Annotated in this window: 11 protein-coding genes; 7 read left to right on the top strand and 4 right to left on the bottom strand. The window is 65.9% G+C overall.

The genetic code is table 11. The annotated features are described in order from the left end of the window. Positions 1 to 86 precede the first annotated feature (86 nt). The 5 genes from ACM9LZ_RS09660 to ACM9LZ_RS09640 are packed head-to-tail and all read left to right on the top strand — an operon-like array spanning position 87 to position 6,922. Positions 87 to 1,649, top strand: a complete 1,563-nt coding sequence (locus tag ACM9LZ_RS09660) for a hydantoinase/oxoprolinase N-terminal domain-containing protein (protein WP_416619184.1) — start codon at positions 87 to 89, stop codon at positions 1,647 to 1,649. 48 nt (positions 1,650 to 1,697) lie between these two features. Further along, positions 1,698 to 3,767, top strand: coding sequence for a TonB-dependent receptor (locus ACM9LZ_RS09655; protein WP_416619183.1), 2,070 nt, complete (start codon positions 1,698 to 1,700; stop codon positions 3,765 to 3,767). A gap of 34 nt (positions 3,768 to 3,801) precedes the next feature. Further along, on the top strand, positions 3,802 to 5,100 hold the full coding sequence (locus ACM9LZ_RS09650; protein WP_416619182.1) for a cytosine permease: 1,299 nt from the start codon (positions 3,802 to 3,804) through the stop codon (positions 5,098 to 5,100). Continuing rightward, positions 5,097 to 5,804, top strand: coding sequence for an aspartate/glutamate racemase family protein (locus tag ACM9LZ_RS09645; RefSeq protein WP_416619181.1), 708 nt, complete (start codon positions 5,097 to 5,099; stop codon positions 5,802 to 5,804). The genes ACM9LZ_RS09650 and ACM9LZ_RS09645 overlap by 4 nt, the downstream gene beginning before the upstream one ends. Positions 5,805 to 5,836: 32 nt before the next feature. Continuing rightward, positions 5,837 to 6,922 (top strand): DUF917 domain-containing protein, encoded by a 1,086-nt coding sequence (locus ACM9LZ_RS09640; RefSeq protein WP_416619180.1) that lies wholly within the window; start codon positions 5,837 to 5,839, stop codon positions 6,920 to 6,922. 37 nt (positions 6,923 to 6,959) lie between these two features. Here ACM9LZ_RS09640 and ACM9LZ_RS09635 read toward each other — a convergent pair whose 3' ends face one another. Genes ACM9LZ_RS09635 through ACM9LZ_RS09620 form a run of 4 tightly spaced genes read right to left on the bottom strand, consistent with a single transcriptional unit; the run spans position 6,960 to position 11,932 of the window. Further along, a complete protein-coding gene (locus tag ACM9LZ_RS09635) occupies positions 6,960 to 7,463 on the bottom strand; it encodes a sarcosine oxidase subunit gamma (protein ID WP_416619179.1) in 504 nt (167 codons plus the stop codon). Then, positions 7,456 to 10,410, bottom strand: a complete 2,955-nt coding sequence (locus ACM9LZ_RS09630; RefSeq protein WP_416619178.1) for a sarcosine oxidase subunit alpha family protein — start codon at positions 10,408 to 10,410, stop codon at positions 7,456 to 7,458. The genes ACM9LZ_RS09635 and ACM9LZ_RS09630 overlap by 8 nt, the downstream gene beginning before the upstream one ends. Beyond that, positions 10,407 to 10,664 (bottom strand): sarcosine oxidase subunit delta, encoded by a 258-nt coding sequence (locus ACM9LZ_RS09625; RefSeq protein ID WP_416619177.1) that lies wholly within the window; start codon positions 10,662 to 10,664, stop codon positions 10,407 to 10,409. Before ACM9LZ_RS09625 ends, ACM9LZ_RS09630 begins: the two co-directional genes overlap by 4 nt. Positions 10,665 to 10,678: 14 nt before the next feature. Further along, positions 10,679 to 11,932 carry a sarcosine oxidase subunit beta family protein gene (locus ACM9LZ_RS09620; RefSeq protein WP_416619176.1) on the bottom strand — a complete coding sequence of 418 codons (1,254 nt, stop codon included), beginning with the start codon at positions 11,930 to 11,932 and terminating at the stop codon, positions 10,679 to 10,681. A 57-nt stretch (positions 11,933 to 11,989) separates the two neighbouring features. On the opposite strand from ACM9LZ_RS09620, the gene ACM9LZ_RS09615 reads away from it, so the two are divergent. Both ACM9LZ_RS09615 and ACM9LZ_RS09610 read left to right on the top strand, forming a co-directional pair. After that, the gene (locus ACM9LZ_RS09615; protein WP_465123014.1) at positions 11,990 to 12,997 is read left to right on the top strand and encodes a GlxA family transcriptional regulator; all 1,008 of its coding nucleotides are present in this window, start codon (positions 11,990 to 11,992) and stop codon (positions 12,995 to 12,997) included. Positions 12,998 to 13,258: 261 nt separating this feature from the next. After that, on the top strand, positions 13,259 to 15,331 hold the full coding sequence (locus ACM9LZ_RS09610; protein ID WP_416619174.1) for a TonB-dependent receptor: 2,073 nt from the start codon (positions 13,259 to 13,261) through the stop codon (positions 15,329 to 15,331). Positions 15,332 to 15,428 lie beyond the last annotated feature (97 nt).

Here is a 15,428-nt window from a genome sequence, read left to right as displayed (position 1 = left end):
GCTTTGCCTGCCGGCCGCTGCCTGGCTCATGCTGAACCCGTCGAACAATTCGGGGAACGCGCCCGGGGCGCGGATGCAGGGGAAACATGCGGATCGGCATCGATGTCGGCGGAACCAATACCGACGCCGTTCTTCTGGACGGAAGAACGATCCTGGCCTGGCACAAGGCGGGGACCACGGCGGATGTGAGCGGCGGCATCATCGATGCCATCACCGCCGTGATGGGTCAGGCGAAGGTTCCCGCCGACGCCATCGAGGCGGTGATGATTGGCACCACCCATTTCACCAATGCCGTGGTGGAGCGGGCGCATCTGCTGCCGGTTGGCATCATCCGCATCGCCCTGCCCGCGACGACGGGCCTGCCGCCGCTGGTCGGCTGGCCGGCCGATATCCGCGAGAAGATGCATGGCGCCACCGTGCTGGTCGGCGGGCTGGTGCAGTATGATGGTCGCGTCGACACGCCGCTGGACGAGGCGGCCATCCGTGCGGCTGCGCGGGATTTCCAGCGGCGTGGCCTGCGCAGCGTGGCCGTGTCCGCCGTCTTCTCCCCCGTGGCCGGCGCCATGGAGGAGCGGGCGGAGGCCATCCTGCGTGAGGAGATGCCCGGCGTGCGCGTGACCCTGTCCAGCCGCATCGGCCGGCTGGGCCTGCTGGAACGCGAGAATGCCGGCATCATGAATGCCAGCCTGGCCGATCTGGCGACGCAGGTCGTCAGTTCCTTCCGCGACGCGCTGGCCAGGCTGGACATCCAGGCGCCCTTCTTCGTCAGCCAGAATGACGGCACGCTGATGAGTGCCGACACCGTCGAGCAATATCCCGTCCTGACTTTTGCGTCGGGCCCCACCAACAGCATGCGGGGTGCCGCTTATCTCTGCGGCATCAAGGATGCGCTGGTGGTCGATATCGGTGGCACCACGTCGGATATCGGCATGCTGGTCAATGGTTTCCCGCGCGAGGCGGCGGTGACCGCCGATGTTGGCGGCGTGCGCACCAATTTCCGCATGCCCGACATCCTGGCCATCGGTCTGGGCGGCGGCAGTCTGGTGGCGGCGGACGGGGACGGGCTGGCCATCGGCCCGCGTTCCGTCGGGTTCCGCATCCGGGAACGGGCCCTGGTCTTCGGTGGCGACACGCTGACGGCCACCGACATCGCCGTTGCCGCCGGTTGTGCCGATATCGGCGATCGGGAGAAGGTGGCGCATCTGCCGGCCACGCTGGTGGCGGCCGGTGTCGATCATATCCACCGCCTGATCGAGGAAGGCGTGGACCGGGTCAAGACCAGCGCTGCCGCCCTGCCCTTGATCTTGGTGGGGGGCGGTGCCGTGCTGGTCTCCCGGCCAATTTCCGGCGTGTCGGAGGTGGTGGTCCCACCGCATGCCGGTGTGGCCAACGCCATCGGTGCCGCCGTGGCCCAGGTCGGCGGCGAGGTTGACCGTGTCTACCATTATGGCCGCATCGGCCGGGACGCGGCGCTGGAGCAGGCGCGGGCGGAAGCCATCGCCGCCGCCGCGTCGGCCGGCGCTGATCCAGCCACCATTGAGATCTTCGACCTGGAGGAACGGCCGCTCGCCTATGTGCCGGGCGGTGCGGTGCGCATCCGGGCCAAGGCCGTCGGGGCGCTGCGAACAGGCCGGCAATCATTGGCCTGAGACAGATCGCTCCTTTCATACAACAATAAGTGAACACGGGAGTTCATCATGGGAAAGCGTAAAGGGAAACATTCCATCCTGGCGTCGCTGCTGCTGACGACAGTCCTGCTGCCGCCGGTGCCGGCTGTGACGGCATCGGAAATACAGCTTGAGGAGATCGTCGTGACCGCCCGCAAGCGGGAGGAGCGCCTGCAGGAGGTGCCGGAATCGGTTACCGTCTTCTCCGCCGCGCAGATCGAGCAGGCCGGCATCGAGAGCGTGCGCGACTTCGTCGACATGACGCCCAACCTGATCATCCGGGAGACGTTCCGCAGCAACGAGACCTTCCTGACCATGCGGGGCCTTGCCGGTGCCCAGGGCGCCCTGCCGCCGGTCAGCATCATTGTCGATGGCGTGCAGTTAGGGTCGAACGACTTCCTGACCCAGGACCTGATTGATGTGGCCCAGATCGAGGTGCTGAAGGGGCCGCAGGGGGCGTTGTACGGCCAGGGTGCCATCGCGGGCGCCATCAATATCACCACGAAGAGGCCCACCAACGAGACGGAGGGCCAGGTGAAGGCAAGCTATGGCCGGGGCAACACCTACCGCCTGTCGGGTGTCGTATCGGGTCCCATCGTGGAAGACAGGCTTTTCGTGCGGGCCAGCGCCTACCATCGCAGTACGGACGGCCTGATCCATAATGCGCGCGGCGACCGGATCGACTTCAGCGATCAAACGTCGGGCCGCCTGCAATTCGTTTATCAGGGGGAGAAGCTGCGCGCACAGATGCGCGGCGCCTGGACGGAGGGTGATGGCAGTTGCTGCATCCAGGACATCGCACCGCGCGACGCAGCGGGCAATTTTGCAGGTATCGACGATATCGTGGACGGCCTGGCAACCAGCAATATCATCGGACGCGACAGTACCCGGTTCCGGGATGCGTCACTACGGCTCGACTATGACATGGGGGCTGTCAGCCTGATCTCTGTCAGCGGTTTCGCGGACGTGGAGCAATGGATCTTCGCCGACGCCGATTATTCCGCTGCCCCGCTGCGGGTTCAGGATATCACCTTCGCCACCAAGGTGATGAACCAGGAACTGCGCCTGGCATCGAATGGCAAGGGAGTGTTCAACTGGATCGTCGGCGGTTTCTACCAGGACAAGCAGGAGAACCAGGCGATCCAGGTGGGGGCGGAGATCCCCGGCGGCATCAATCCCAACCTGCTGAACCAGTTGAACCGCATCAACAGTGAAAGCTGGGCCCTGTTCGGACAGGGGGAATATGAGGTGACGGAGGAACTGACGCTGCTGGCGGCCCTGCGCTATGACCGCGACAAGCAGGATTCGCGCGACCGCCGCGCCCCGGCGGCCAGCTTCAAACAGGCGACCTTCAAGAAATTGCAGCCCAAATTGCAGGTCTCCTACAAATGGTCGCCCGATGTGATGACCTATGTCACCTATTCGGAGGGTTTCCGCACCGGCGGCTTCACCCAGAACACCAAGTTCGACAACGAGACCACGCGCAATTACGAGGTGGGGTTCAAGACCACGCTGATGGACGGGCTGATGACGCTGAACGGGTCGGTCTTCCATATCGACTATTCCAACCAGCTCCTGTCCTTTGTGATCTTCTCCGCCACGGAATCCCGCCGCGGTGTCCTGAACATCAAGAGTACGGATATCGACGGGTTCGAGTTGGAACTGAACGCAAGGTTGACCGATGCGCTGTCGGTCAATGCCGGTATCGGTGTCACCGACAGCACGGTTGCCGCCATCGACACCACGGAACTGGGGGCCGCCACCGCCGTGGGCAAGAAATCGCCCACCGTGCCGCCCTTCACCTTCAACGCATCAGCCACCTACACACAACCCCTGACGGCGGATATGGACCTGATCGCTTTCGGTTCCTACCAGCGGCGCGGCGCCTTCTATTTCGACCTCAACAACACAATGCGCACCGGTACGAAAAGCTTCATCGACGCCCGGCTGTCGGTGGATGCGTCCGACTGGGCCGTGGCGCTGGTCGGCAAGAACCTGACCGACAGCCGGCATGCGACCAACCTGTCCATCACCGGATCCGATCTGCGCTTTCCCAACCAGCCGCGCAGCTATGGCGTGGAGGCGACGTTCCGGTTCTAGTTCCATAAAGACAAGCGGGTGAAGGGAGTACTCCATGGCCGGCATCGGCTCACGCCAGGAATATGCAAACGGTCCTGTGCCGGAAAGCGTCGCCATTGTCCACGGTTGGCGCATTGCCCTGATCAAGATCGGCGTCATCATCGCCCTGCCGGCTTTTGTGATGGGGGCAGAGATTGGAACGGCGCAGGGGCTGGGGCGGTCCGCCCTGGTCTTTGCCGCCGGGGCCGCCATCCTGACCGTGCTGGGCATGGCCACGGGCAGCATGGCGGCCCGGACCCGCCTGTCGACGGCGCAGATCATCCGGCTGGCCTTCGGGCGCGATGGAGGGCGGGTGGTCAGCTTCGTTCTGGCGCTGACGCTGCTGGGCTGGTTCGGGGTGACGGCGCAGATTTTTGGGGAAAGCCTGGCCGGCATCGGCCGGCAGATGGGGATCGGCCTGGGTCCCACGCCCTATATCCTGATCGGCGGGTCGCTGATGATCACCACGACGCTGTTCGGCTTCGCGGGGCTTCAGCGCCTGTCCAATCTGGTCATGCCGCTGGTTGGGCTGGTGTTGCTGGCCATGGCCTTCCTGGGCTGGCGCATGGCGGAGCCGGGTGTGCTTCTGGCCACGCCTGCCGACCCGCCGACGCTGGGTATTGGCATCTCCGCCGTCGTGGGGGCGATGGTGGTGGGTGCGACGATCTTTCCCGACATCACGCGGTTTGCCCGCGATGCGGGACAGGCGCGGATTGCCGCCCTGCTGAGCTATGGCATGATGCCCCTGGTGCTGGTCCTGGCGGCCGTTCCCGCCATCGCCACGGGACATCGTGATCTGGTGGCGCTGATGGTGGCGTTGGGTCTGGGTGTGCCGGCGTTGCTGTTCCTGGTCGTCAAGGCCTGGATGACCAATGCCGGCAATCTCTATTCCTCCTCCCTGGGCCTGTCGGCGGCGCTGGGTCGGGTCCGCCACCATTGGGTCGTCGGGGCGGCCGGTGCCATCGGCGTCACGCTGGCGGCCCTGGGCGTCAGTTCGCACCTGATCCCGCTGATGCTGGCGGTCGGCATCGCCATCCCGCCAGTGGCCGCCATCTATCTGACCGACTATTTCACTGTCAGCGGCCGGCGGTATGTGCCGGAAATGATGGCGGCGCGGCCGCGCCTGTCGGTCGCCGCCTTCCTGTCCTGGGGCCTTGCCGTGGCCGTGGGGGCCGGTGCGTCGGCGGGCTGGTACCGGTTGACGGGCATTCCGGCCATCGACGCCATGCTGGCCGCTGGCCTTTTCCACCTGTTGCTGTCCCGGCTGTGGTTCGCCCGCCGGGCGCCGATTGCGATCCCGGAGCAGACATCATGACCCACCATGTCCGGCTGATCACGCCGCACATCACCCCGCGCCCGCACAAACGCCAGGAATTCGGCGACCTGCTGGCACCCCTGCGTTTCAGCCATGTGAACATCGCGGACGGCCCGCCCTCGATCGAAAGCCTGCATGACGAGGTGATGTGTTCACCCGGCGTCGTCGCCAGCGCCCGCCAGGCAGAGGCGGACGGTGTGGACGCGATCATCATCGATTGCGTCGGCGATCCCGGTCTGCATGGCGCGCGTGAGGCCGTGTCCATCCCCGTCATCGGGCCGGGAGAGGCGGGCATGCACCTGGCCGCCACCCTGGGTCACCGGTTCGGCGTGGTCACCATATCCGACCGCGTTCGCCCCCTGCTGGAACGCAACGCCCTTCTTTATGGATTGCGTGCCAAGCTGGCCAGCGTCCAGGCCGTGGAGATCGGCGTGCTCGATATCGATCATAGCGGCGATACGCTGCTGCCCCGCCTGCTGGACGGGGCCGTGCAGGCCATCGAGCGGGACCGGGCCGATGCCATCCTGCTGGGCTGCACCGGCTTCCTGGGCCTGTCGGACAAGCTGTCCGCCGCCCTGGCCGCGCGCGGCACGCCTGTTCCCGTCATCAGCCCGCTGCAGGCGGCCTTGATGGCGGCCGTGACCTGCCTGTCGCTGGGCCTGTCTCACAGCCGCCGGGCCTTTCCGCCGCCGCCGCGCCGCTGATCTTTCAGACATTCCCTCACAAGGCCGACATCATGTCCCTCGACCTGTCCATCGACGATCTTGAAGACCTTGCCCGTGGAGCCGCCTTCCTGGGCACCGGCGGCGGCGGTGATCCGCATATCGGCCGGCTGGTGGCCGGGGAAGCCTTCGCCCGCCACGGGGCGCCGCGCATCCTGGCCCCGGCGGACCTGCCCGACGATGCGCTGGTCTGTTCCATCGCCGGTTTCGGCGCCCCTACCGTGCAGGTTGAAAAACTGATCCGCGGGGATGAGGTGATGGCCGCCCTGGACCGGCTGGAAGCGCATCTGGGCCGGCGGATCGACGCCCTGCTGCCGGCGGAGATCGGCGGCGGCAATTCGCTGTTGCCACTGGCGGCGGGCGCCATGCGGGGCCTGCCCGTGATCGACGGTGACGGCATGGGCCGCGCCTTCCCCGAATTGCAGATGAACAGCTTCAGCCTGCACGGCATCCGCGCCACGCCGCTGGTGGTGATCGATGAATACCATAACAGCGCCGTCATCAACGCCGTAACCGACAAGGTGGCGGAGGACATGACGCGGGCGCTGGCCATCCAGATGGGGTTGCGTGTCTTCATCGCCTGTTTCCCCATGGATGGCGCGCGCATGAAGGCGGCGGTCGTGCCGGGTACCCTGTCGGCGGCGCTGGCCGTGGGCCGGGCCATCCGCCAGGGTCGGCGCGGCGGTGATCCCGTCGGATCGCTGGTGGACTGCCTGCGTACCCTCCCGCCTTATGGCGGTGGGGCCATCCTGTTCGACGGCAAGATCACCGATCTGGAGCGTCGGACGGCGGATGGCTTCGCCTCAGGCCTGGCGCGGGTGGCGGCCCTGGATGGGGCGGGTGAAGCCGAAGTGCTGTTCCAGAACGAAAACCTTGTGGCGCGCATTGGCGACCGCGTCCTGGCCATCGTGCCCGACCTGATCTGCATCGTCGATCGTGACACGGGCGAACCGATACCGACCCAAAGCCTGCGTTACGGCCAGCGGATCAGGATCGTGGCTGTCCCGGCCCCCCCCCAGCTTCGTTCCGACGCCGCGCTGCGGGTGATGGGGCCGGTGGCCTTCGGGTTGGACCACCCCTATCTGCCCATGCGGGGGTGAATGCTTCCGTGCAGGGGCGGCGCTGCCCCGCTGTCGCTCAAAGCCCGGCGCAGGCGGCATCGGCCCATCGCATGAAGCTGTCGGTGTAGCTGCGGTAGACCGCGACCTCGTAGCAGTGCCCGTCCGTTATGTTGCGGATGATCACATCCACATGCCCGATCATGGTGACGCCAACCGCACCGGCCGGAAAGGCCACGCCGTCCAGATCGATATAGGCGCCACGCTGGAGCAGGGTCCGTGCATCCGGCCCCTCCACCCGGAACAGGCGGTAGGCGCCGGTCTGGTCAGACACGCTGGCCAGTCCGGTGAGCCGGTCCCCCAGGTCGCCGCATCCGTCGGAGCCGTCATCATGTCCGACTGCCAGCCAGCTTCCCGGTCCGGTTCCCATCATGATGAAGCGTTCCGCCGCCACCCAGGTCGGCCCGAGGGGCATGTCGATGCCAATCGCTCCGCCAATGGCGGCCGTGGTTGCGCCGCGGCGCGCCAGGATGGAGGCCACGGACAGGTCCGGCCGTTCCGTAATCCGAACAGTATCAACCACGGACGCGCGCTCCTTCGGGATCGTAGAAAACCGGATCACAGATTTCCGCCTCCACGGCGGTTCCGCGCAACAGGTCATGGGCAACGATAAGCTCACCATGGCGGCCCCGCCCGCCGGACAGCAGGGCCAGAGCGATGGGATGGCCCAGCGTCGGTGAATAGGCGACGGAGGTGACATAGCCCTCGTCATGCGCCGCGACCGGCGCCTGGCCCGGCCGGACCAGATGCGCGCCCGCCGTGAACAACTGGCGCCGGTCACGTGGCTTCAGCCCGACCAGCACCGGGCGGTTTGGATCGACAAGGGCGGGGCGTCCGGCAAGGGTGCGGCCGATGAAATCCTTCTTGCTCGATACCATCCGGCCCATGCCCAGATCGGCGGCGGTGGTCTGGCCGTTCAGTTCCGGTCCCGCCACATGGCCCTTCTCGATCCGCATGACGCCCAGCGCCTCGGTGCCATAGGGCGTGATGCCAAGGCTGGCGCCAAGATCGAACAGGCGGCGGATCAGCCGGTCGCCCGCACGGGCCGGCACGCAGAGTTCGTAGGCAAGCTCACCGGAGAAGGACAGACGGAACAGCCGTGCCGGCCCTCCCTCCCACGTCAGTTCCATGGCGGCCATGGGCGGGAAGGCGGCGTTGGACAGGTCGATCCCCGGCAATGCCGCCGCGACCAGCGTGCGCGAGGCGGGACCGGCGATGGAGAAGGCGGCCCAGCGTTCGGTCACCGATACCGCCTGCACGTCCAGTTCCGGCCACAGGACCTGACGGGCGTGGTCGATATGCTGCATGACCCGGCCGGCATTGACCGTCGTCGTCGTCAGATAGTAGCGATCGGCCGCAAAGCGGGTGGTCGTGCCATCGTCGAAGACGAACCCATCCTCGCGCAACATGATGCCATAGCGGGCGCGCCCCACCGCCAGGGTGGAGAATGTGCCGGTATATAGCCGGTCCAGCAGGGTGCCCGCGTCCGGCCCATGGATGTCGATCTTGCCGAGCGTCGAGACATCGCAGACGCCGACCCCGGACCGGGTCAGCCGTACCTCCCGGTCGACCGCATCGCGCCAGGGTTCGTCCTGATGATGCGGGAACCATTGCGCGCGCTTCCACAGGGCGGCGTCGGTGAACACGGCACCGCGCGCAGCCGCCCAGCCGTGACTGGGGGTGAGGCGTTCTGGCCGGAAGTCGCGGCCGCGGTGATGGCCCGCCAGCGCGCCGATGGCCACCGGCTGCCAGGGGGGCCGTGACAGGATCGTGCCGGTCTGCGTCAGCGTCCTGCCGGTCGCCCTGGCCAGAAGCACGTGGCCGTTGACGCCGCTGGTCTTGCCCTGGTCCGTCGCCATGCCCAGCGTGGTGTAGCGCTTCAGATGCTCGACGGAGGTGAAGCCTTCCTGAACGGCCAGATCGATATCCCGGTCGGTGACATCGTTCTGGAAATCGACGAAGGCCTTGCCGCGCCTCTCTGCGACATGCCACAGCGCGCGGCCGCTGGCCGGATCGTCGCTGGTCGTCAGGTCCGGTTCGGCAATGCCGGGACGGCCCAGCGCCTGGGCGATCTGTGCGCCGCGTGACCAGCCGTCGCGGATGGCGTCGCCCAGTGGGAACTTGCCGTTGGCGGCACCGGCGATATGAAGGCCCGGCGGGGTCTGCGTCAGCAGGAATGTCTCCTGCACGTCCGACCAGACCGGGCGTGTGCCCAGGTTGGACCCAAGCCCGATGGCCGGGTTCCATCCACCCGCCATGGCCAGAAGGTCGGCACGGAGTTGATGGCGCTTTCCATCGGCATAAAGATCGACGGAATGCAGCGGCGCACCATGGGTGTCGGCCACCCGTGCCCCGATATGGACGGGAACCCCGCGGGGCAGGAGTGCCCGGACCGCCGCTGGCACATCGTCGCGGGCATCGGCCAGGGCGGCCACCTCTGCCCCGGCGGCGATCAGGTCGGCGGCCGTGCGCCAGCCGCTGTCGCCCGTGGTGAACACCACCGCGCGCTTGCCCGGAACGGCTGCGAAGCGGTTGATATAGGTGGAGACGGCTGAGGCCAGCATGACCCCCGGCCGGTCATTGCCACCGAAGACCAGGGGCCGTTCGATGGCGCCCGATGCCAGCACGGCCTCCCGCGCGACGATCTTCCACAGCCGCTGACGCGGGCGGGCCGGTGTCGTTGGCGGCAGATGGTCGGTCAGCCGCTCCACCGCCACATATTCGCGTCCGTCACAGGCGGCGACGATGGTCGTGCGGACCAGCCGCCGCACATTGGGCATCGATGCCAGTTCGTCGGCCACCTGCGTCGCCCAGGCATCGCCGGGCAGGCCGGCGACGACATGCCGCTCTGACAGAAGGCGGCCGCCGAACCGGAAATCCTCCCCGGCCAGGATCACGCGCAGGCCTGCCCGTCCGGCGGCCAGGGCAGCGGCCAGCCCGGCCGGCCCGCCCCCGATGACCAGCAGGTCGCAGAACCCATGCGCCCGGTCATAATGGTCCGGGTCGGGATGGGGGGAAAGGTGGCCGAGGCCCGCCGCCCGGCGGATCAGCGGCTCATATACCTTCTCCCAGAAGGAAGCCGGCCACATGAAGGTCTTGTAGTAGAAGCCGGCCACCAGCATCGGCGCGATGGCCTGGTTCACCGCCAGCAGATCGAACCGCAGGTTCGGCCAGCGGTTCTGGCTGATGGCCGTCAGCCCGTCGAACAGCTCGACAAGCGTGGCGCGGGTATTGGGTTCGGCATGGGCCCCCTCCCGCAGGGTCACCAGCGCGTTGGGTTCCTCCGACCCTGCCGACAGAATCCCCCGCGGCCGGTGATATTTGAAGGATCGTCCCACCAGCCTGACGCCATTGGCGATCAGGGCGGAGGCCAGGGTATCCCCGGCCAGCCCCTGATAGGTGCGGCCATCGAAGCGGAAGGTGAGGGGATTGGACCGGTCGATCTGCCCCCCTGTTGCCAGCCGGCTCATCGCGCACCCTCCGTCGCAAGGGTGACGGACATGATCTCGTGCGAGACGGTGTCGCGCCGGACGGTCAGCCATTGGCGGCAGCCATGCAGGTGGTACCAATGCTCATCGATCGGCCCCGCGATATTCTCCCGCAGATAGACATAATCGACGAAGGCGCCGGCATCGGGTGTGGCCGGCCGTGTTGGTGCAGCGTCGCCCCGATAGATGAATTCGCCAATGTCACGCGAGCCGCAATAAGGGCAATGGATACGCATTTTTCAGCAGCGCCTCAGTGGAGATTGGGTTGGGCGCCTTCGCCCTTTTCGTTGATCAGCGCCCCGGTGGCGAACCGGTCCAGGCGGTAGGCCGACGCCAGGTCATGCGCCGCGCCGGTCGCCAGCAGATGGGCGAAGCACCAGCCGCTGGCGGGCGTGGCCTTGAACCCGCCATAGCACCAGCCGGCATTCAGGAACAGACCGTCCACGGGCGTTGCGTCGATGATGGGCGAGCCATCCATGGACATGTCCATGATGCCGCCCCAACTGCGCAGCACGCGCGCCCGGCCCAGCATCGGCATCATCGCCATGCCGCTTTCGCAGACATCCTCCACGGTCGGCATCTGACCGCGCTGGGCATAGCTGTTATAGCCGTCCAGATTGCCGCCGAACACCAGGCCGCCCTTGTCGGACTGGCTGACATAGAAATGGCCGGCGCCATAGGTGATGACGCCGGGAATGGCCGGCTTCAGTCCTTCGGAAACGAATGCCTGCAGGACGTGGCTCTCGATGGGCAGCTTCAGGCCGGCCAGGGCCGCGACGCGCGAGGTGCTGCCCGCCACGGCCAGGCCGATCCGCCCGGCACCGATCCGCCCGCGCGTGGTTTCCAGGGCAATGGCGGCGCCCGCCGCATCACGCTCGATCCCCACCACCTCGCATCCCTGGATGATGTCGACCCCCAGCGCGGAGGCGGCCCTGGCATAGCCCCAGGCGACGGCATCATGCCGCACCGTTCCGCCGCGCGGTTGCAGCAGACCGCCCATGATCGGAAAACGCGCATTGTCGAAATCCAGGAACGGTGCCATCCGGCGGACCCGGTCGCGATCCAGCAATTCTGCATCGACGCCATGGAAGCGCATCGCATTGCCGCGACGCACGGCGGCGTCGCGCTGCGCATCATTATGGTAGAGGTTCAGGATGCCGCGCTGGCTGACCATCGCGTTATAGTTCAGGTCCTGTTCCAGCCCTTCCCAGAGCTTCATCGACCATTCATAGAACGGGATATTGCCGTCCATGAGGTAGTTGGAACGGATGATGGTCGTATTGCGGCCGACATTGCCGCCGCCGATCCAGCCTTTTTCCAGCACCGCCACACGGGCGACGCCGTGGTTCCTTGCCAGATAATAGGCCGTCGCCAGACCATGCCCGCCGCCGCCGACCACAACGATGTCATAATGGGGTTGAGGGGGCCGGTCCGCCCAGGCCGGCTTCCAGCCGCGATGTCCGCGAAGCGATTGCGCAATCAAAGTCGCCCAGGAATAGCGCATATCCTTCCTCTCCCGGTCCGTATGCTTTAGACCCATCTTGATGGTATTTGAGCGGCGATGATGCACAGCGGCGACAAAATCGGGTCCAGAAGCGACACCCCCGGCATGGGCGTTCGACCGGTCCGCGTGGGATTCCTTCTTATCGAGGGGTTCGCCCTCATGTCCTATGCGGCGGTGATCGAGCCGTTCCGCGCGGCGAACCGCCTGTCCGGGCGTGAACTTTACGAATGGCGGCACTATTCGGTGGATGGCGAGCCGGCCCGGCCATCAACCGGGGTGACCATGCAGGTTGATGGCATGATCGACGGCAATGCCGATGTCGACATGATGTTCGTGTTCGCCGGCGGTAATCCCGCTTTGTTCGACAATCGCACGACCTTCGCCGCCCTTCGGCGGCTGAGCACACGCGGCATCGTCATTGGCGGTGTGTCCGGCGGGGCCTTCCTGCTGGCGCGGGCGGAACTGCTGGAGGGTTATCGCTGCACGATCCATTGGGAACACGAGCCGGCTTTCATCGAAACCTTCCCCGACCTTGAGGTCGAACGCGGTCTTTTTGTCATCGACCGGCGGCGGATCACCTGTGCCGGCGGCACCGCCGGGCTCGATCTCGTGGCGGAACTGATCGCCAGCACCCACGGCCCCGACCTCGCCCAGCTTGTCAGCGACTGGTATCTGCGGACCCACAAGCGGCCGGCAGAAGGCGCACAAAGGGCGGCTGTCAGCCAGCGCTACCGGGTATCGCATCCGGGCCTTGTCGCGACGCTGGAAGCCATGGAGGCCAATAAGGAGACGCCGCTGGAGCGTGAGGCCCTGGCATTTACCGCCGGTGTTTCGGTCCGCCAGCTGGAACGGCTGTTCAGGACGCAGATGCGCACCACGATCCGTGAACATTACCTGAGGATCAGGCTCGATGAATCGATGCGGCTGCTGCGGGAGACGGACCTGTCGACCGTCATGGTCGCGGTCACCTGTGGTTTTTCAAGCTCAAGCCATTTTTCGCGCAGCTTTCGCCAGCGCTTCGCCATGTCCCCGGGGCAGGCGCGGGCATCCTCCCACTCCCCATAGGTGCGGCTTTTTCAGGAGGCGTGGCGGGCCGGTGCTATCCACCATGTCGCCTGTGGACCCATTTTTGTCGCAATGAGACATTTCCCCGCCTCGCTTGGCCTTATCCTCACATCACCGGCTCATGCTGATCATTACGCGCGGATCTCAACCGCGGCGGCAGGCGAGCCAAAAATCTCAGGGATGGTCATGGGAGACTTGGATATGGCGCGAAGCGGCAAATGTTCATACTGGTCGCGTGGTCACCTGCTTGCCGGAGCGGCCATGGTTCTTGCCCTGCCGGCCGGGGTTCAGGCTCAGGCCACTACTGCCGCCGTGGGCGCAGAGCCGGTGATCCTGGAGGAAATCATCGTCACGGCGCAAAAGCGCATGGAGCGGCTGATCGAGGTTCCCCTGGCGATCACGGCCGTCACTGGTGCGGAAATCGAACGACGTGGCGTGGCGAGCCTGCGGGAGCTGCAATATGCCGTGCCCGGCCTGTCGCTGGTGGAGACGGCGCCGGGCCAGGAACGCCTGCAGATCCGTGGTGTGTCGGCCACCAACGGCCTGCCCACCGTCGGCCAGTATCTGGATGAGATGCCGACCAGCATCGATGACAATACCCAGAGCGTCGGCCTGCGCCTGATCGACATGGAACGTGTCGAGGTGCTGCGCGGACCGCAAGGAACGCTCTATGGTGAAGGGTCCATGGGCGGCACCATCCGCTATCTGACGGCCAATCCCGACCTGCGGGATTTCGGCGGGCGCCTGGAAGGCCAGTTGGGCCGGGTGACCGATGGCGGCACCGCCGGGCGCGTGAGCGGTGTCGTCAATCTGCCTTTGGTGAAAGATCGCGTGGGCCTGCGCGTGGTGGCCGGGTATGAGGATACGGGCGGCTGGATCGACAGCACGGTGACGGGCAAGAAGGACGTCAATGCCGCCAGAATCTTCACGATCCGCGGCAAGCTGCTGGCCGAGGTGACGGAGAACCTGCAGGCATCCATCATGGTCCTGCATCAGGACCAGAAGCAGGATTACCAGAATTACGGGACCGGCCGGCAGACATCCGCTCCCTTGGCGGCATACAACAATCCGAACTACGATCTGGTCAACGCCGTCCTGCGATGGGACCTGGGCTGGGGCTCTCTGCTGAACAGCTTCGGTTACCAGAAGGCGGAGAACAGCACGATGACGGATCTTTCGTCCGTTTATGTGCCGTTGCTGCCGGTGTTCGGATATCCGGCGGGGACCATCACCAGCGTAGGGCTGGGCTCGGATTCAAGCACGGAGATTTTCTCCAATGAGATCCGGCTGGCATCGGCCCCCGGCATCGTGGAATGGACGGTTGGGCTCTATGGCCGTCGCCTTGACCGCGAAGGTGTCTCCAGGACGGTCACCGCACCCGGCACCATGGCCTTCGACCTGATCTCTGCCGTGGCGACCAGCAAGTCAGAGGCGGGGGCGGTGTTCGGCGAACTGGCATGGAATGTTTCCGACCAGCTCACCGTGACCGGCGGGCTCCGCTATTTCTATGAAAAGCGCACGCTCACGGCGGTGTCGGCCAGCTTCGGTAACCCGGCCATCAACGAGAACAGCGGCGATTTCTCCTCCGTCAATCCGCGGGTGAATGTCAGCTACAAGTTTTCGCCGGACGGGCTGGTCTATGCCAGCGTTGCGAAGGGCTTCCGCAGCGGTGGTTTCAACTCCGCGGCGACGGGCGGTCCGGCCGACTATGATCCTGAGAAGCTGTGGACCTATGAGGTCGGCACCCGGCATCAGTTGCTGGACAACCGCCTGATCGTCGATGCCGCGGCCTATTACAATGACTGGCAGGGCGTGCAGAGCTCGTTCTTCCCCGTCGGTGCCGCCATCGGATACATCACGAATGGCGGCAAGGTGCAGGGCTATGGCATCGACGCATCCCTCACCGCCCGCCCCGTCAGCGGCCTGACGGTCAGCGCCACCTATGGCTGGAACGATCTTTCCTATAAGACCGCTTCCGCCGAACATGCGGTTGGCGATCCGGTGGATTATGCCGTGCAGGAAAGCTGGTCGGGCTATATCGACTACCGCTGGCCCCTGTCGGAGAGCCTGGACGGCTTTGCGCGCCTGGATTATCAGCATGCCGGGCGTTCCGCGATCATCAACCGCGGGTCCAATGTGAATGTCCGGATTGGTGCCCGCGACCTGTTGAACGCGCGGATCGGCGTGGATTTCGGCAATTTCGAACTGTCCCTGTTCGCCGACAACCTGACCGATGTCAGCAGGCCGGTCATTCCCGGTCCCTATGGTGTGATCCTGCAGGACGTGGAGCAGACGCCCCGTATCATCGGCGTGAATTTCAAGACCGGGTTCTAAGGGGCGTCGCACGGCCAGGATAGCGGATGAAACCGGATGGGCAATCGGGTTGGCTGCGGATCATGGTATGTGCGCGCTCAAACCTGCGGGATAGACG

The sequence above is a fragment of the Niveispirillum fermenti genome (assembly GCF_048066175.1).
Classification (GTDB): Bacteria; Pseudomonadota; Alphaproteobacteria; order Azospirillales; family Azospirillaceae; genus Niveispirillum; species Niveispirillum fermenti.
This window is presented reverse-complemented; position numbering and strand designations above follow the sequence as displayed.

Excerpts from the sequence above, each read along its gene's own strand:
- ACM9LZ_RS09640 (WP_416619180.1), top strand. The coding sequence starts at position 5,837 with ATGTCCCTCGACCTGTCCATCGACGATCTTGAAGACCTTGCCCGTGGA.
- ACM9LZ_RS09645 (WP_416619181.1), top strand. The coding sequence starts at position 5,097 with ATGACCCACCATGTCCGGCTGATCACGCCGCACATCACCCCGCGCCCG.
- ACM9LZ_RS09615 (WP_465123014.1), top strand. The coding sequence starts at position 11,990 with ATGATGCACAGCGGCGACAAAATCGGGTCCAGAAGCGACACCCCCGGC.
- ACM9LZ_RS09620 (WP_416619176.1), bottom strand. The coding sequence starts at position 11,932 with ATGCGCTATTCCTGGGCGACTTTGATTGCGCAATCGCTTCGCGGACAT.
- ACM9LZ_RS09625 (WP_416619177.1), bottom strand. The coding sequence starts at position 10,664 with ATGCGTATCCATTGCCCTTATTGCGGCTCGCGTGACATTGGCGAATTC.
- ACM9LZ_RS09610 (WP_416619174.1), top strand. The coding sequence starts at position 13,259 with ATGGTTCTTGCCCTGCCGGCCGGGGTTCAGGCTCAGGCCACTACTGCC.
- ACM9LZ_RS09655 (WP_416619183.1), top strand. The coding sequence starts at position 1,698 with ATGGGAAAGCGTAAAGGGAAACATTCCATCCTGGCGTCGCTGCTGCTG.
- ACM9LZ_RS09630 (WP_416619178.1), bottom strand. The coding sequence starts at position 10,410 with ATGAGCCGGCTGGCAACAGGGGGGCAGATCGACCGGTCCAATCCCCTC.
- ACM9LZ_RS09650 (WP_416619182.1), top strand. The coding sequence starts at position 3,802 with ATGGCCGGCATCGGCTCACGCCAGGAATATGCAAACGGTCCTGTGCCG.
- ACM9LZ_RS09660 (WP_416619184.1), top strand. The coding sequence starts at position 87 with ATGCGGATCGGCATCGATGTCGGCGGAACCAATACCGACGCCGTTCTT.